This window comes from Pseudomonas sp. 58 R 12, from assembly GCF_900005865.1.
Lineage (GTDB): Bacteria > Pseudomonadota > Gammaproteobacteria > Pseudomonadales > Pseudomonadaceae > Aquipseudomonas > Aquipseudomonas tritici.
In genome coordinates this window covers 114,481-131,072 of record NZ_CVTP01000016.1, presented here as the reverse complement: position 1 = coordinate 131,072, position 16,592 = coordinate 114,481, and the positions used below count along the sequence as shown (strand labels likewise).

At 60.1% G+C, this 16,592-nt stretch carries 13 protein-coding genes; 8 read left to right on the top strand and 5 right to left on the bottom strand.

Annotation, left to right across the window (positions count from 1 at the left end; all coding sequences use genetic code 11):
* Positions 1-385 precede the first annotated feature (385 nt).
* Positions 386-1,681 (bottom strand): glycine-betaine demethylase subunit GbcA, encoded by a 1,296-nt coding sequence (gbcA, locus tag BFP95_RS09920; RefSeq protein WP_065871858.1) that lies wholly within the window; start codon positions 1,679-1,681, stop codon positions 386-388.
* A gap of 280 nt (positions 1,682-1,961) precedes the next feature.
* Here gbcA and gbcB point away from each other — a divergent pair, with 280 nt between their 5' ends.
* The gene (gene gbcB, locus BFP95_RS09915; protein WP_065871857.1) at positions 1,962-3,062 is read left to right on the top strand and encodes a glycine-betaine demethylase subunit GbcB; all 1,101 of its coding nucleotides are present in this window, start codon (positions 1,962-1,964) and stop codon (positions 3,060-3,062) included.
* Positions 3,063-3,065: 3 nt separating this feature from the next.
* Here the strand turns inward: gbcB and BFP95_RS09910 are convergent, their stop codons facing one another.
* On the bottom strand, positions 3,066-3,881 hold the full coding sequence (locus BFP95_RS09910) for a nitrilase family protein (RefSeq protein ID WP_065871856.1): 816 nt from the start codon (positions 3,879-3,881) through the stop codon (positions 3,066-3,068).
* A 2-nt stretch (positions 3,882-3,883) separates the two neighbouring features.
* Positions 3,884-5,317, bottom strand: a complete 1,434-nt coding sequence (locus BFP95_RS09905; RefSeq protein WP_175405802.1) for a purine-cytosine permease family protein — start codon at positions 5,315-5,317, stop codon at positions 3,884-3,886.
* Between the two features lie 283 nt (positions 5,318-5,600).
* Here BFP95_RS09905 and BFP95_RS09900 point away from each other — a divergent pair, with 283 nt between their 5' ends.
* Positions 5,601-7,418, top strand: coding sequence for a flavin monoamine oxidase family protein (locus tag BFP95_RS09900; RefSeq protein ID WP_065880155.1), 1,818 nt, complete (start codon positions 5,601-5,603; stop codon positions 7,416-7,418).
* Between the two features lie 58 nt (positions 7,419-7,476).
* Here BFP95_RS09900 and BFP95_RS09895 read toward each other — a convergent pair whose 3' ends face one another.
* Together BFP95_RS09895 and BFP95_RS09890 are read right to left on the bottom strand one after the other, a co-directional pair.
* On the bottom strand, positions 7,477-7,674 hold the full coding sequence (locus tag BFP95_RS09895) for a hypothetical protein (RefSeq protein WP_065871853.1): 198 nt from the start codon (positions 7,672-7,674) through the stop codon (positions 7,477-7,479).
* Between the two features lie 175 nt (positions 7,675-7,849).
* A complete protein-coding gene (locus tag BFP95_RS09890; protein WP_058426659.1) occupies positions 7,850-8,890 on the bottom strand; it encodes a threonine aldolase family protein in 1,041 nt (346 codons plus the stop codon).
* 90 nt (positions 8,891-8,980) lie between these two features.
* On the opposite strand from BFP95_RS09890, the gene BFP95_RS09885 reads away from it, so the two are divergent.
* The 6 genes from BFP95_RS09885 (at position 8,981) to BFP95_RS09860 (ending at position 16,588) form a co-directional block, all read left to right on the top strand.
* Complete coding sequence (locus BFP95_RS09885; protein ID WP_065909946.1) at positions 8,981-9,709, top strand: TraX family protein; 729 nt, start codon at positions 8,981-8,983, stop codon at positions 9,707-9,709.
* Positions 9,710-9,974: 265 nt separating this feature from the next.
* A complete protein-coding gene (glyA, locus tag BFP95_RS09880; protein WP_065871850.1) occupies positions 9,975-11,228 on the top strand; it encodes a serine hydroxymethyltransferase in 1,254 nt (417 codons plus the stop codon).
* A 22-nt stretch (positions 11,229-11,250) separates the two neighbouring features.
* The gene (locus tag BFP95_RS09875) at positions 11,251-12,501 is read left to right on the top strand and encodes a sarcosine oxidase subunit beta (RefSeq protein ID WP_010207084.1); all 1,251 of its coding nucleotides are present in this window, start codon (positions 11,251-11,253) and stop codon (positions 12,499-12,501) included.
* Positions 12,502-12,516: 15 nt separating this feature from the next.
* Positions 12,517-12,819 carry a sarcosine oxidase subunit delta gene (locus BFP95_RS09870; RefSeq protein WP_065880153.1) on the top strand — a complete coding sequence of 101 codons (303 nt, stop codon included), beginning with the start codon at positions 12,517-12,519 and terminating at the stop codon, positions 12,817-12,819.
* Positions 12,816-15,833, top strand: coding sequence for a sarcosine oxidase subunit alpha (locus tag BFP95_RS09865; protein ID WP_065880152.1), 3,018 nt, complete (start codon positions 12,816-12,818; stop codon positions 15,831-15,833). Before BFP95_RS09870 ends, BFP95_RS09865 begins: the two co-directional genes overlap by 4 nt.
* Before the next feature lie 122 nt (positions 15,834-15,955).
* The gene (locus tag BFP95_RS09860; RefSeq protein ID WP_065891364.1) at positions 15,956-16,588 is read left to right on the top strand and encodes a sarcosine oxidase subunit gamma; all 633 of its coding nucleotides are present in this window, start codon (positions 15,956-15,958) and stop codon (positions 16,586-16,588) included.
* The last annotated feature ends 4 nt before the right edge of the window (positions 16,589-16,592 follow it).

Sequence of the window (16,592 nt, the reverse complement as noted above, 5' to 3'; positions counted from 1 at the left end):
ACCGCGATTTATGAAGGTTTGAGGTGGTTTTCCACAGCGCTGTCAAAGTTGCCCCCAAAGTCTGTTGGTGCTTCTGTGGATAAGGTGTTCGCCTACCGCTACAGGGCACGTGATTCGTGGCTTTCAGTGAGTTGATCAATAAGTGATCAGGAGCGGGTGAAAACCGCTGGCTTGAATAAGTCACGGATTTTCTTCATTTAATTTTAGGCGGGAGACGTACTTGCCCACAATTGCTGTGGGTGGCTCTGTGGATAAGTTGTTGGGTAAAGGCTGGAGGGCGGGTATCTACAGGCGCTAGCGAGGCTTGCTCAAATTTTGAACAGTTAAGACATTCAACGGTGGGAACGAGCAAGCCCGCTCCCACCGTTTGATCTGTGGGTGTCAATTACTCGTGGGCGGCAACGCCTTTGAGGTAAGGCGCCGGCGCCGCGCCCAGGTTGCTCAACATGCGCTCGCTGTACCAGTCAACGAAGTTCACCACACCGAACTCGTAGGTTTTGGAGTACGGGCCGGGCTGGTAGGCGGTGGAGTTGATCCCGCGCTGGTTCTCTTCGGCCAGGCGACGGTCCTGGTCGTTGGTGGCGTCCCACACCTGGCGCATGCGGTCCACGTCGTAGTCCACACCTTCCACGGCGTCCTTGTGCACGATCCACTTGGTGGTGACCATGGTTTCCTGGGCGCTGATCGGCCACACGGTGAACACGATGATGTGGTCGCCCATGCAGTGGTTCCACGAATGCGGCAGGTGCAGGATGCGCATCGAGCCCAGGTCCGGGTTCTTGATGCGGCCCATGAGTTTGGCGCAGCCCTGTTTGCCATCCAGGGTCATCGACACGGTGCCCTTGAGCAGCGGCATGCGCACGATGCGGTTGCGCAGGCCAAAGCTGGCGTGTGCGTAAGGGATTTTCTCGGCATCCCAGGCGGCAGCGGAGGCGGCCACGTGGTCCTTGAAGGCCTGGTCGGCGCGCGGGTCGGTGACGTCGTCCCATTCCAGCAGGGTTTTCAGCAGTTCCGGGTGCGACGCGTTGCAGTGGTAGCACTCGCGGTTGTTTTCCAGTACCAGTTTCCAGTTGGCTTTTTCGAACAAGGTGGTCTGAATGGCCACCTTGGTGTTTTCCATGTCGTAGGGTTCCATGTAATGGCTCAGCGTCGACAGGAAGTCATCGATGGCCGGCGGGTTCTCGGCCAGGCTGATGAAGATGTAGCCGCCGGCGGTCTTTACGTTCACCGGCTTGAGGCCGTATTGCTTCATGTCGAAGTCGGCGCCCATCTCGGTGCCGGCGAACAGCAGGCGGCCGTCCAGTTCGTAGGTCCACTGGTGGTAATGGCAGACCAGTTTGGCAACCTTGCCCTTGTCGCTGGTGCACAAACGTGAACCACGGTGGCGGCACACGTTGTGGAACGCATGCACCACGCCGTCGGCGCCACGGATCACGATGATCGGGTTCTTGCCCACTTGCAGGGTCAGGTAGTTGCCCTTGGTGGGGATCTCGCAGGTCATGCCGGCAATCAACCACTCTTTCTGGAAGATCTCCTGCATGTCGATATCAAACAGCCGTTCATCAGAGTAGAACGGCTGTGGCAGTGAAAAGGTGCGCTCGCGCTCTTGCAGCATCTGCGCGGTGGCCTTGCGTGCGGGTTCCAGCGGATCGCCCAAGCTTAAGGTTGCGGTGACGTCCATCGTGTGGGTCCTCATGGCCATTCTGTGTGGCCGAGATAAGTGGCTAATCAGGTTTGCAGCAAGGCGTAAAGAAAGCGTCTGTGTTGGGAGCGAGTGTGGGGCCGCCGATGCGCCGAACCTTATCCATGGGCGACATGGCCCAACCTGATCCCGACGCGCAAGCCTAGGTCGTTGGGGGCTGGTCGCGATAAGTATGTGAATGTCGCAGATAGGTAAATGGGTGGTTCTCGCGTTACGCAGAATCGCCACCATAAGGCCGACGTCGGCGGTGGAGAACAACATGTCCAGTAATTTCCTGAATCCGGTAACCACCCAGACCTGGGCCAATGGTCGGCACATTGTCCGTTGCGTCAAAGTCATCCAGGAAACCTGGGACGTGCGCACCTTCTGTTTCATGGCCGACCAGCCGATCCTGTTCTTTTTCAAGCCAGGGCAGTTCGTCACCCTGGAGCTGGAAATCGAAGGCCAGCCGATCATGCGCTCCTATACTATTTCCAGTTCACCGTCGGTGCCTTACAGCTTTTCGGTGACCATCAAGCGTGTGCCGGGCGGCAAGGTTTCCAACTGGCTGCACGATACCCTTCATGAAGGGCAAGAGTTGGCGGTGCACGGGCCGGTCGGTTTGTTCAACGCCATCGACTTCCCGAGCCCGAAAGTGTTGTACCTCAGCGGCGGCGTCGGCATCACGCCGGTGATGTCCATGGCGCGCTGGTTCTATGACACCAACGCCAACGTCGACATGACGTTTATCCACAGCGCCCGTTCGCCCAAAGACATCATCTACCACCGCGAGCTGGAGCACATGGCATCGCGGATCGACAACTTCAGCCTGCACCTGATCTGCGAGAAACATGGGTTGGGTGAGCCTTGGGCGGGGTATCGCGGTTACCTGAACCACAAGATGCTCGAACTGATGGTGCCGGACTTCCTGGAGCGCGAAGTGTTCTGCTGCGGCCCTACGCCGTACATGAACGCGGTGAAACGCCTGCTGGAAGCTGCGGGTTTCGACATGGCGCGTTACCACGAGGAATCCTTCGGCGCGACGCCAGCGGAAGCCCGTGCGGATGCGGTGGAACAAGCCGAACAAGCCGCCGACGCGCCGGAAATCGATCTGGCGGATCTGCACCAAGTGGAGTTCATCGCGTCGGGTAAGAGCATTCGCGTGGCACCGGGCGAAACCGTGCACGCGGCGGCGGCCAAGCTTGGGCTGTTGATCCCGAAAGCCTGCGGCATGGGCATCTGCGGAACGTGCAAGGTGATGAAGCTGGGTGGCGAGGTCGAGATGGACCACAACGGCGGGATCACCGAGGAAGATGAAGCCGAAGGCTACATCCTGTCGTGCTGCAGTGTGCCGAAGGGGGATGTGCGCATTGAGTTCTGATGCTCAATACAGCCCAGGCCGACGGTCCTGATGAACGTGATTGTGGCCGCTGATTGACTTGTCCCGGGCCTGCGCCAGTGGCAAGTCAGCCACTAGCTGGTGTTCCTCCGGATGGGAGGTCGCGCCGGCCAATGGGTAGCCGTCAGCGTCGACGATGACCGAGCCGCCCACCCAGTTGACGCCGCGTTCCTCGCCATAGCGGTCGCACGCGGCGATGAACATGCGGTTGACTGCCGCGTTGGCCTGGACCCGCACGATCTCTGCCGGCCTTTCACCTGCAGGCCGCGCGCCTTCTGGCCAGTTCACCGGCGCGCAAAGCAGGTCCGCGCCGGCCAGCGCTGGCAGACGTACCCACTCGGGCAGTTCCAGGTCGTAGCAGATCATCACGCCGATCCGTCCGACGGCGGTGTCGACCACTGGCGGCGGCGAGTCGCCGGGGGTGAATATCAGCTTCTCGCGGTCCCACAAATGCGCCTTGCGGTATACCGTCAGCCGCCCGGTGGGTTCGACCAGTGCGGCACTGTTGGCAACGCGTCCCGCGCTCAGGCGCTCGCAGAACCCTGCGACGATGATGATTCCCAGCTCAAGCGCCAGGCTTTTCCACAGGCTAAGGGTCGGGCCGTCAAGTGTCTCGGAGACCGTGTGAGCTTCGTCCTGGTCGGTGAATACGTAACCGCTTTGGATCAGCTCTGGTAGGACAACTACGTGGGCGTTGAGGTTGGCGGCCGCGCGGATCGAGCGTTCGGTCAGCGCGCGGTTGTAGTCGGCCTCGCCGATACGCGGCGCCAGTTGATGGCAAACGACGCGTAGCGTCTCCATGACTAGTCTCCTTCTAATTGATGTTCGCTGGCCTGCATGGCCAGCGACTCGGCAGCGTGGTCGAGGTGGCGAGTCATCACGCAGTAAACCAGCGCCGAGACTGCCAGGCCTATCACGAACGCAATATCGGCGCCGCCCAACATCGTGCTGATGGGGCCTTGGTAAAAATCCAGAGCCATAAAAGGAATCATAGCGGCTAAACCGAGGAAGTACGCGGTGAGCCCGGCACCCGACCAACGCCCATAGATGCCGGCCGGGTTGAATATGTCGCTGATTGCGTAGTGCCCTTTTCGTACGACGTAGAAGTCTGCGAGGTTGACGGCCGTCCAGGGCACCAGGAAATACAGCATCAAGAGCACGAAGGTGTTGAAGCTGCTCAGGTAGCTCTCAGGGATGCTCAAGGCAATCACGAAAATGATTGCGGCCACCAGGCTGATCCCGACGATGCGGCTCTTGATCCTGGGTTTGATCGGGACAAAACCGTCAATGGCGCTGATCCCGGTGAGCATCGCGCCATAACAGTTGACGGCCATGATGCCGACCAGCGCCGGCACGGCAATCAGCACGGTAAAGGTGCCAAACCCAGGCAACAGTTGGTTGCCCACGGCCTGGACACTGCCAATGGCGTCGGGTGAGGGCAGCGCCGAGGCCAGGAATGCGCCCAACGACATCAACCACAGCGCCGAGCCCGCAGCCCCCAGGTAGGTCCAGAGGATGACACTGCGCGACGGCGTGCTGTGGGGCAGGTAGCGCGAGTAATCCGAGACATACACGGCGTAGCTGATCTGATAGCCCGCAGCGGCTGACAATTGGATCAGGAAGGCCGACCAGGAAAAATGTGCGTCGGCCACGGCTGAATCGGCCTGCAGGTGCAGCAAGGCCGCGACGGTCAGGACCGCGAAGACACTGATCATCACGTAGGTCAGCCAGCGTTGCACGGTGTGCAGGAGGTCGTGGCCGATGACGGCGATCACCACCGCAAGGATGATCATCAATGCATACCAGGGCGCGCGGTGGCCGGGCAGCACAGTATTGATGGCGTCGGTGGCCAGGATGACGTTGAACACGTTGAAACCGATGTACACGAAGACCACTGCGACAAACGGCACGATGGCGCCACGCAGGCCGAACTGGGCGCGCGACTGGATCATCTGCGGCAAGCCCATGCGCGGTCCCTGGTTGGCGTGGAACGCCATGGCGAACGTGCCCAGGCACACGCCGATTACGATCGCCAGGATCGCGTACATCAGGCTCAGCCCCAAGGCTGCGCCGGTAAACCCGGTGACCATGGTGGTGAGCACGAAGTTGCCGGTGAACCAGAACGGCGCCTGATGCCACACCTTGCCGTGGCGTTCATTGCGCGGCACGTAGTCGATGGAGCGGGTTTCGATTTTCAGCGTGCTGGAGGCGGGAGCAGCCGATCGGTCGGAGGGCATGTTCATAGGTATCACGGTCTGTTTTTATTGAGTGAGTTGCGCAGAGTCTTGTAAGCAAAAAAACAATTGAATCGGCATTTTCAAATAATCACTTTATGAATCTCTGAACTGAGTGCGCAAAACCCTCTGGAATAAGGTTTGCCTTACTGATTCACTTTTTTATTTCCAACGGATATAGAGACATTTCCTACGAGTCACTACGCTGAAGAACACATTCGTCGTAGTCACCTTTCGCAGTGAAGCAGTAGGTGGACGTCCTGTTTGCACACCAAGGATGATTGCCATGTCTGCTATTCCCTCCCGAAGTAAAGGCGCTGCGCGCTTGCTTGCCAACGATGTCAGTGCACTGGTTCCTGACTTTCCTTTTCATTACCGTCGGTTCCTTGATACCGCCGTGAGTAACGGCACTCCGTTGGCGCAGGTTTCCAGCCTGGCGTATGGCAGCAAGGTGTTGATCGTCGGCGCAGGCGTTGCGGGAATGGTGGCGGCCTATGAAGCCATGCGCATGGGTTTACACCCTGTGGTGGTAGAGGCCAGTGATCGTATTGGTGGGCGGCTGTATTCCTACGTGGCGGGTGATCCGCAAGATCCGGCGAACAGTGTGATCTGTGAAATGGGGGCGATGCGCTTTCCTGTGTCAGGCAAGGCGTTGATGCACTATTTCGAGAAGGTCGGCATGACGGCCAACTCGGCGGATTTTCCCAACCCTGGTTCGGCGGCAACCTCCAGTACGGTAGTCGACTACCAGCAAAAACAGACCTATTACGAAGGCAATAACCTGCCGCCGGAATACGCCGAGATTGAGCGGTTGTTGTTCGAGGTGTTCCTTGAGCAGGACCCGATCAAGTTCACCGAGATGGAAGCGGCAATGTCCGAGGGCAGCATTGATCAGGCCAAGATCAAGACCTTGTGGAACGCAATCCTGGATGCGGGTTGGGACAACCTCAGTTTTTTTGCCGCGATGGTCGAGCAGGCGGGGTGGAGTCGCGAAGACATTGATCTGTTCGGCCAGATCGGCTTCGGCACCGGCGGTTGGAACACCGACTATCCCAATTGTTTCCTGGAGGTGCTGCGGGTGCTGTATACCGGGCTGGATACCAACCATAAGTTGATGTTCGACGGTTCCAGCGAGCTGCCAACACGGTTATGGAGTCGCGCCCCGGATACCTTTGGTGACGCCATGGCGCATTGGCCTGCGGGCACCACTGTCCAAGGCCTGACGACCCAAGTCATTGCCCAGCCTTTAAAGCAGGAGGTGCGGCAGATTATACGTCGCCCGGATGGCGAGTTCGACGTATGGGTGTACGACCATAATCTGGGAGACGATCGTCAATACACTTTTCCTGCCGTGGTCTACACCCCTCACAAGCGGATCCTCGACAAATTCCGCTACATGGATGGGGCCGCCCGCTTCAATCAAATGAATGACCTGTTATCCCCAAAGGAATGGGAAGCGGTGATGTACACGCACTACATGCAATCCGCCAAAATCTTCGCGCAAACCCAGCGGCCCTTCTGGACTGATGTGGAAGCAGATTTTCAACACAAGATGAGCGTGACCCTGTCGGATCGCATCACCCGTGGCACCTACCTGCTGGACTACAGTCAAGGCCTCGGGCCTTACAGGGGGAGCGGTATGTTTTTGTCTTATACCTGGAATGACGACAGCCTCAAATTCCTGGGGGATCGCAGTGCGCCGCAGCCGTCCCACGTGCAGGTGTGCACAAGCTTGCTGGACAGCGTGTATGCCCCTCATCAGTTGAACCTGGCGGCTGAGTTCGGCATGACCAACCCCTTTGTCGAAATCAACTGGGAGGAGCAGCCGTTTTTCCTGTGCGCGTTCAAAATGAATCTGCCGGGCCAGTACGAGTACCAGCGCTTGCTGTTTTCTCAGTTTATGAACGGTGTGCAGGGTCCGAAACCCGATGGGTTCATTCTGGCGGGTGACGACGTTTCGTTCACGGGAGGCTGGGCAGAAGGAGCGGTGACGACGGCCTTGAATGCCGTCAATAAGCTGGCGTTGAAATTCAACGGTGGGACCTTTCTCACAAACCGCGGCCCCATTGATGATTGGCAAGCGCTTCAGCCGAAGGCCTTGTGAGCGAAATCACATCAGTCCCGCGTCGCAGGTCATGAGTCTGCGGCGCGGGCGTTAGTGGTTAGCGCACGAAAAGGTTGATGATGTATCCGCCGGATGCTGTCATTTCGAACTCTTTTCCAGTCACGGTAAAGGTTCTGGACGGCTCGATGATGGTGTCGCCGACGTTGGCCAGCTTCCTGAGGTCGTCCAGGCTGACGAATGTAGCATCGACGTCGGCACGCAGCTGAGAATCAGTGGTGTAGCATTGAATTTCCATGATGTTGCCCTCTATAGGATTTCCATTTCCAGCCGATTGTTCGGCAGGCAGTCAGCCCCGAAAAACGCGTCCGTCTGTTCGGGGTGACGAGATCCTACTCAAGGAAGGGGGTAGATAGATACTGTCAGAAATACGTACAAACAGTCTCTGAAACGCTGCTGAAAGCCCCGTGGTTTCAGGCCTCCATCACTTTCCGAATATCCGCCGCCAATTCTCTTACACGTTCTTCCTCGGTATCCCACGCACACATGAAGCGTGCGCCGCCTTTGCCGATAAAGGTGTAGAAGCGCCAGCCCTTGGCGGTCAACGCGGCAATCGCCGGTTCCGAGAGTTGCAGGAATACGCCATTGGCCTGCACAGGGAACATCAGCTCAACGCCAGGAATATCCGCCACCAGGCTGCTCAGCAGTTGTGCGCAGTGGTTGGCGTGACGGGCGTGTTTGAGCCAGGCGTCGTTTTCCAGCAGGCCTACCCAGGGGGCGGAGAGGAAGCGCATTTTCGAGGCCAGCTGGCCCGCTTGTTTGCAGCGATAGTCGAAGTCTTCCGCCAGTTTGTGGTTGAAGAACAGGATCGCTTCGCCCACCGCCATGCCGTTTTTGGTACCGCCAAAGCACAGCACATCTACGCCGGCCTTCCAGGTCAGGTCCGCTGGCGAGCAGCCGAGGAAGGCGCAGGCGTTGGAGAAACGCGCGCCGTCCATGTGCAGGTTCAGGCCCAGTTCCTTGCAGGTGGCGCTGATGGCGCGGATTTCTTCCGGGGTGTACACGCTGCCGACTTCAGTGGCCTGGGTAAGCGTGACCACGCGCGGCTTGGGGTAGTGGATGTCCTGGCGCTTGAGGGCGATCTCGCGGATCGACTCCGGGGTCAGTTTGCCGTTTTCGGTGCGTGCGGTGAGCAGCTTGGAGCCGTTGGAGAAAAACTCCGGCGCGCCGCATTCGTCGGTCTCGACGTGGGCGGTTTCCGAGCAAATCACGCTATGGTAGCTCTGGCACAAAGAGGACAGCGCCAGGGAGTTGGCCGCTGTACCGTTGAAGGCGAAGAACACTTCGCAGTCGGTTTCGAACAAGTTGCGGAAACCGTCGGCGGCGCGGTGGGTCCATTCATCATCGCCGTAGGCGCGCTGATGGCCTTGGTTGGCTTGTTCCATGGCGGCCCAGGCTTCCGGGCAGATGCCGGAATAGTTGTCACTGGCGAATTGTTGGCTCTTGTCGGTCATGGCCCATTCCTATGGTCGATGTTGGTGCGCACTGTAACCAAGATTGTCGCGGGTGCGCACGCACTGTAAATGCAAAGTCACTGGGGAATTATGCACGCTACTGAAACGATTCCTGTCGGACGCGTCCGTGATGGCGCCTTGGATTTGCTCAAGTGGCTGGCGCTGTTGAGCATGGTGCTGGACCACCTGCGTTATGTCGGTTTGAACCTGGATGGCTTGTATGTGCCGGGGCGCCTGGCGTTTCCGTGGTTTTGCCTGGCGATTGCGGCGAATTTGCATCGGACGAGAATCGCGCCTGTCACGGGCCAGTGGCGGTATCTGGGATGGTTGTTGCTGTTCAGCGTGATCAGCGAAGTGCCGTATCGGATGTTTATCGATGATGCCGATACGTTGAACGTGCTGCCAACCTTGGCGTTGGGGTTGCTGGTTGCGCGAGGATGGCAGCAGAAGGCGCTTTTTGATCGAGGATTGGCGTTGATTGCCGTCGTAATCGGCGCTGTATTTTCCACGCACCTGATGTTCGGTTTTTTTGGTGTGTTGCTGCCGCTGGCGATGCTGTTGGTGTTTCGCCGGCCCTGGTATTTAAGCGTGTTGCCGGGGTTGGTGTGTGTGGCCGCCAATCAATGGCAGGTATTGCTCAATAGCGGCACGCCTGTCGCGTTGATGGGGTTGGCCGCCTGCCTGATCGCGCCATTGGCGGGATTAGTCCTGTTGCGACATGCCAAAGATGTCGCGCCCCCGGCCATGCGCCGTTGGGCTTACGCCCTCTACCCCCTGCATTTCCTCCTGCTGCTGCTCGTTCGCAAGATCATCGCGTAACCCTTGTGGGAGCTGGCTTGTCGAATCGTCGAACCGCTGCGATGGCATTACGTCGGTTCTGCTTATAGACCGAGGTGTCTGCATCGCAGGCAAGCCAGCTCCCACACAAACCCATTCCCACATTTGTTTCGGTGTTGTTCACGCCATGTCGTAAACGCACCTTTGCGTGGCGTCCGTAGGCATTTGACCTGCTGGCGTCAGCCCTACCATCGCATCAAAGGGCTCTGCACGGGCCTCAACAATACGAAAGGCTGGGAGAGACGCGATGTTCAGCAAACAAGACCAGATCCAGGGATATGACGACGCACTGCTGGCGGCCATGAATGCCGAGGAGCAGCGTCAGGAAGATCATATCGAGCTGATCGCGTCGGAGAACTACACCAGCAAGCGCGTGATGGAAGCCCAGGGCAGCGGCCTCACCAACAAATACGCCGAAGGCTACCCGGGCAAGCGCTACTACGGTGGCTGCGAGCACGTGGACAAGGTCGAAACCCTGGCCATCGAGCGCGCCAAGCAGCTGTTCGGTGCCGATTACGCCAACGTGCAGCCGCACTCCGGCTCGTCCGCCAACAGCGCGGTGTACCTGGCCCTGCTGAACGCCGGTGACACCATCCTCGGCATGAGCCTGGCCCATGGCGGCCACCTGACCCACGGCGCCAAAGTGTCGTCCTCAGGCAAGCTGTACAACGCGGTGCAATACGGCATCAACACCGACACCGGCCTGATCGACTACGACGAAGTCGAACGCCTGGCCGTGGAACACCAGCCGAAGATGGTGGTGGCCGGTTTTTCCGCCTACTCCAAGACCCTGGATTTCCCACGCTTTCGCGCGATTGCCGACAAAGTCGGCGCGCTGTTGTTTGTCGACATGGCCCACGTCGCCGGCCTGGTTGCCGCCGGCCTGTACCCGAACCCGCTGCCGTACGCCGATGTGGTCACCACCACTACCCACAAGACCCTGCGCGGTCCGCGTGGCGGCCTGATCCTGGCCAAGGCCAACGAAGCCATTGAAAAGAAACTCAACGCCGCTGTATTCCCCGGCGCCCAGGGCGGCCCGCTGATGCACGTCATCGCCGGCAAGGCCGTGTGCTTCAAGGAAGCCCAGGAGCCTGGCTTCAAGGTCTACCAGCAACAGGTGATCGACAACGCCCAGGCCATGGCCGAGGTGTTCATCAAGCGCGGCTACGACGTAGTGTCCGGCGGCACCGACAACCACCTGTTCCTCGTCAGCCTGATCCGTCAGGGCCTCACCGGTAAAGAGGCAGACGCTGCTCTCGGACGCGCCCACATCACCGTCAACAAGAACGCCGTGCCGAATGACCCGCAGTCGCCGTTCGTGACCTCGGGCCTGCGCATCGGCACCCCGGCGGTGACCACGCGCGGTTTCAAAGTGCCGCAGTGCATCGAACTGGCGGGCTGGATCTGCGACATCCTCGACAACCTCGGCGACGCCGATGTCGAGGCCAACGTGGCCAAGCACGTGTCTGCCCTGTGCGCTGATTTCCCGGTTTATCGCTGAGCGCGGTTTTGGAGTAATGACTATGCAACGCTACTCAGGCTTCGGCCTCTTCAAGCACTCACTCAGCCACCACGAAAACTGGCAGAAGATGTGGCGCACGCCGACCCCTAAAAAGGTCTACGACGTAGTCATCGTCGGCGGCGGCGGGCATGGTCTGGCGACCGCTTACTACCTGGCCAAGGAGCACGGCATCACCAACGTGGCCGTGGTCGAGAAAGGCTGGCTGGGCGGCGGTAACACCGCGCGCAACACCACCATCGTGCGTTCCAACTACCTGTGGGACGAGTCGGCGCACCTTTACGAACACGCGATGAAACTGTGGGAAGGCCTGTCCCAGGACCTGAACTACAACGTGATGTTCTCGCAGCGCGGCGTGTACAACCTGTGCCACACCCTGCAAGACATCCGTGATTCCGAGCGCCGCGTCAGCGCCAACCGCCTCAACGGCGTGGACGGCGAGCTGCTCAACGCCAAACAGGTAGCGGACGAGATCCCGTACCTCGACTGCTCGAAAAACACCCGCTACCCGGTCCTCGGCGCCACCGTGCAACGTCGCGGCGGCGTGGCCCGCCACGATGCCGTGGCCTGGGGCTTCGCCCGCGCGGCTGACGCGCTCGGTGTGGACTTGATCCAGCAGACCGAAGTGATCGGCTTCCGTAAGGAAAACGGCGTGTGCATTGGCGTGGAAACCAACAAGGGCTTTATCGGCGCCAAGCGCGTCGGTGTGGTCACGGCCGGTAACTCTGGGCACATGGCCTCGCTGGCCGGTTTCCGCCTGCCGATCGAATCCCATCCGCTGCAAGCGTTGGTGTCGGAGCCGATCAAGCCGATTATCGACAGCGTGATCATGTCCAATGCCGTGCACGGTTACATCAGCCAGTCCGACAAGGGCGACCTGGTGATCGGCGCCGGTATCGACGGCTACAACGGCTACGGCCAGCGCGGTTCGTACCCGGTGATCGAGCACACCATCCAGGCCATCGTCGAGATGTTCCCAGTGCTGTCCCGCGTGCGCATGAACCGCCAGTGGGGCGGCATCGTCGACACCACGCCGGATGCGTGCCCGATCATCTCCAAGACACCGGTTCCGAACATGTTCTTCAACTGCGGTTGGGGCACCGGTGGTTTTAAAGCGACTCCGGGCTCAGGCAACGTGTTTGCCGCCAGCCTCGCCAAGGGTGAAATGCACCCGTTGGCTGCACCTTTTTCCATCGACCGTTTCCACAACGGTGCGTTGATCGACGAACACGGCGCTGCGGCCGTCGCCCACTAACAGGAGAAATTCCCTATGTTGCATATCTTCTGTCCTCACTGTGGCGAACTGCGCTCCGAAGAGGAATTCCACGCGTCCGGCCAAGCGCACATCCCGCGCCCGCTGGACCCGAACGCCTGCACCGATGAAGAGTGGGGCGACTACATGTTCTTCCGTGACAACCCGCGCGGCCTGCACCACGAGCTGTGGATTCACGCCGCCGGTTGCCGCCAGTATTTCAACGCCACACGCGACACCGTGACCTACGAAATTCTTGAAACCTACAAGATCGGCACCAAGCCGCAATTCACCGCCAAGGCTGCTGGAGAGAAGGTATGAGCCAGACCAATCGCCTGTCCAACGGTGGCCGGATCGACCGCAATAAAGTCCTCACGTTTACCTTCAACGGCCAGAGCTACAAAGGCTTTGAAGGCGACACACTGGCCGCGGCCTTGCTCGCCAACGGCGTCGACATCATCGGCCGCAGCTTCAAGTATTCGCGCCCACGCGGCATCTTTGCCGCGGGCGCCGAAGAGCCGAACGCGGTGCTGCAGATCGGCGCCACCGAAGCCACCCAGATTCCCAACGTGCGCGCCACGCAACAAGCGCTGTACCAAGGTTTGGTCGCCACCAGCACCAACGGCTGGCCAAACGTGAATACCGACGTGATGGGCATTCTCGGCAAGGTCGGCGGCAAGCTGATGCCACCGGGTTTCTACTACAAAACCTTCATGTACCCGCAATCGTTCTGGATGACGTACGAGAAGTACATCCGTAAGGCGGCTGGCCTTGGCCGCTCGCCGACCGAGAACGACCCGGACACCTACGACAACTTCAACCGTCACTGCGACGTGCTGGTGGTCGGCGCAGGCCCTGCGGGTTTGGCCGCTGCACTGGCTGCTGCGCGCAGCGGTGCACGTGTGATCATCGCCGATGAGCAGGAAGAGTTCGGTGGTTCGCTGCTCGACTCGCGTGAAAGCCTCGATGGCAAACCCGCTACTGATTGGGTTGCCAGCGTGATCGCTGAACTCAAAGCCCTGCCGGACGTGGTGCTGCTGCCCCGCGCTACCGTCAACGGTTATCACGACCATAACTTCCTGACCATCCACGAACGCCTCACCGACCACCTCGGTGACCGTGCGCCGATTGGCGTGGTGCGTCAGCGTATTCACCGTGTGCGTGCCAAGCGTGTCGTCCTCGCGACCGGTGCGTGCGAGCGTCCATTGGTGTACGGCAACAACGACGTGCCGGGCAACATGCTGGCCGGCGCAGTTTCCACCTACGTGCGCCGCTACGGCGTGGCACCGGGCAAGAAACTGGTGCTGTCGACCAACAACGACCACGCCTATCGCGTTGCGCTGGACTGGCTCGACGCCGGCCTGCAAGTGGTGGCCGTGGCCGATGTGCGCCATAACCCACGCGGCGCGCTGGTTGAAGAAGCCCGTGCCAAAGGCATTCGCATCCTCACCGGCAGCGCCGTGATCGAAGCCCGTGGCAGCAAGCATGTGACCGCTGCCCGCGTGGCCGCGATTGATCTGAAAGCACACAAAGTCACCAGCCCAGGCGAATGGCTGGACTGCGACCTGGTGGCCAGCTCCGGCGGCTACAGCCCGGTGGTCCACCTGGCCTCACACCTGGGCGGCAAGCCGACCTGGCGTGAAGATATCCTCGGTTTTGTACCGGGCGAAGCACCGCAGAAACGCGTGTGCGTCGGCGGTATCAACGGTGTCTACGGCCTTGGCGATTCCCTGGCGGATGGTTTTGAAGGCGGCGTGCGCGCGGCCAGCGAAGCCGGTTTTGCGCCGGTGGAAGGCACACTGCCAAAAGCTCTGAGCCGCCTGGAAGAACCGACGCTGGCTGTTTACCAAGTGCCGCACGACAAACCCACCGCACGGGCGCCAAAGCAATTTGTCGACCTGCAAAACGACGTGACTGCCGCCGCCATCGAACTGGCGACCCGCGAAGGTTTCGAGTCGGTTGAGCACGTCAAACGCTACACCGCGCTGGGCTTCGGCACCGACCAGGGCAAGCTGGGTAACGTCAACGGCCTGGCGATTGCCGCGCGCTCGCTGAACGTGACCATCCCGCAGATGGGCACCACCATGTTCCGCCCGAACTACACGCCGGTGACGTTCGGCGCGGTGGCGGGCCGTCACTGTGGGCACATCTTCGAGCCGGTGCGCTACACCGCGCTGCAAGCCTGGCACGTGAAAAACGGCGCCGAGTTTGAGGACGTCGGCCAGTGGAAACGCCCCTGGTATTTCCCGCGCAATGGTGAAGACCTGCACGCCGCAGTAAAACGTGAATGCCTGGCCGTGCGCGACAGCGTTGGTCTGCTCGATGCGTCGACCCTCGGCAAGATCGATATCCAGGGCCCGGATGCCCGCGAGTTCCTCAACCGCATCTACTCCAACGCCTGGACCAAGCTCGATGTGGGCAAGGCGCGCTATGGCCTGATGTGCAAGGAAGACGGCATGGTCTTCGACGACGGCGTAACCGCCTGTCTCGCCGACAACCACTTCCTGATGACCACCACCACTGGCGGCGCCGCCCGTGTGCTGCAATGGCTGGAAATCTACCAACAGACCGAGTGGCCAGACCTCAAGGTGTACTTCACCTCGGTCACCGACCACTGGGCCACCATGACCCTGTCCGGCCCCAACAGCCGCAAGCTGCTGGCCGAAGTGACCGACATCGACCTGGACAAGGACGGCTTCCCGTTCATGACCTGGAAGGAAGGCCTGGTCGGCGAGGTACCGGCTCGCGTGTTCCGGATTTCGTTTACCGGTGAGCTGTCGTACGAAGTCAACGTGCAGGCCGACTACGCCATGGGCGTGCTGGAAAAAATCGTCGAGGCCGGCAAGAAGTACAACCTGACCCCGTACGGCACCGAAACCATGCACGTACTGCGGGCCGAGAAGGGCTTCATCATCGTCGGCCAAGACACCGACGGTTCGATGACCCCGGACGACCTGAACATGGGCTGGTGCGTAGGCCGCACCAAGCCATTCTCGTGGATCGGCTGGCGCGGCATGAACCGTGAAGATTGCGTGCGTGAAGAGCGTAAGCAGCTGGTTGGGCTCAAACCGATCGATCCGACCGTGTGGCTGCCGGAAGGCGCGCAGCTGGTGTTCGATCCGAAGCAGTCGATTCCGATGAAGATGGTGGGTCACGTCACCTCAAGTTATGCGCACAACTCCCTGGGTTATTCGTTTGCCATGGGCGTGGTGAAGGGCGGCTTGAAGCGCGTCGGCGAGCGGGTCTTCTCACCGCAGGCGGATGGCAGTGTGATCGAGGCGGAGATTGTGTCTTCGGTGTTCTTCGACCCGAAAGGCGATCGTCAGAACATCTGATCGACGGCATCGCAGGCAAGCCAGCTCCCACACTTGAATGCATTCACCCTTCAAGAATGTGGGAGGGGGCTTGCTCCCGATGACGTCAGTAGCCGCACAACAGAATTCAGGAAAGGTGCTTTATGACAGCAGCCAACGTTTACCAACAACGCCCCACTACCGGCGCCAAGGCCGAGTCGTCGCTGCACCATGCCGACCTCGCCAGCTTGGTCGGCAAGGGCCGCAAGAACGCCGGTGTGACCGTGCGTGAAAAGAAACTTCTCGGCCACCTGACTATCCGCGGCGACGGCCATGACGCTGCTTTTGCCGCCGGCGTGCACAAGGCTCTCGGTATTGAGCTGCCAGCCGCTTTGACGGTGATCGTCAAAGGCGAAACCAGCCTGCAATGGCTCGGTCCGGATGAGTGGCTTTTGATCGTGCCAAGCGGTGAAGAATTCGCCGCCGAGCAAAACCTGCGTGCCGCCCTGGGTGACCTGCATATCCAGATCGTCAACGTCAGCGGCGGCCAGCAGATCCTTGAGCTCAGCGGCCCGAACGTGCGCGAGGTGCTGATGAAGTCCACCAGCTACGACGTGCACCCCAACAATTTCCCGGTGGGCAAGGCAGTGGGCACGGTGTTCGCCAAGTCGCAACTGGTGATCCGCCACACCGCTGAAGACACCTGGGAGCTGCTGATTCGTCGCAGCTTCTCGGATTACTGGTGGTTGTGGTTGCAGGATGCCTCGGCTGAATTCGGTCTGAGCGTCCAAGCCTGAGGAG

Coding starts and splice junctions, on each gene's coding strand:
- gbcA (WP_065871858.1), bottom strand. CDS start 1,681: ATGGACGTCACCGCAACCTTAAGCTTGGGCGATCCGCTGGAACCCGCA.
- gbcB (WP_065871857.1), top strand. CDS start 1,962: ATGTCCAGTAATTTCCTGAATCCGGTAACCACCCAGACCTGGGCCAAT.
- BFP95_RS09910 (WP_065871856.1), bottom strand. CDS start 3,881: ATGGAGACGCTACGCGTCGTTTGCCATCAACTGGCGCCGCGTATCGGC.
- BFP95_RS09905 (WP_175405802.1), bottom strand. CDS start 5,317: ATGCCCTCCGACCGATCGGCTGCTCCCGCCTCCAGCACGCTGAAAATC.
- BFP95_RS09900 (WP_065880155.1), top strand. CDS start 5,601: ATGTCTGCTATTCCCTCCCGAAGTAAAGGCGCTGCGCGCTTGCTTGCC.
- BFP95_RS09895 (WP_065871853.1), bottom strand. CDS start 7,674: ATGGAAATTCAATGCTACACCACTGATTCTCAGCTGCGTGCCGACGTC.
- BFP95_RS09890 (WP_058426659.1), bottom strand. CDS start 8,890: ATGACCGACAAGAGCCAACAATTCGCCAGTGACAACTATTCCGGCATC.
- BFP95_RS09885 (WP_065909946.1), top strand. CDS start 8,981: ATGCACGCTACTGAAACGATTCCTGTCGGACGCGTCCGTGATGGCGCC.
- glyA (WP_065871850.1), top strand. CDS start 9,975: ATGTTCAGCAAACAAGACCAGATCCAGGGATATGACGACGCACTGCTG.
- BFP95_RS09875 (WP_010207084.1), top strand. CDS start 11,251: ATGCAACGCTACTCAGGCTTCGGCCTCTTCAAGCACTCACTCAGCCAC.
- BFP95_RS09870 (WP_065880153.1), top strand. CDS start 12,517: ATGTTGCATATCTTCTGTCCTCACTGTGGCGAACTGCGCTCCGAAGAG.
- BFP95_RS09865 (WP_065880152.1), top strand. CDS start 12,816: ATGAGCCAGACCAATCGCCTGTCCAACGGTGGCCGGATCGACCGCAAT.
- BFP95_RS09860 (WP_065891364.1), top strand. CDS start 15,956: ATGACAGCAGCCAACGTTTACCAACAACGCCCCACTACCGGCGCCAAG.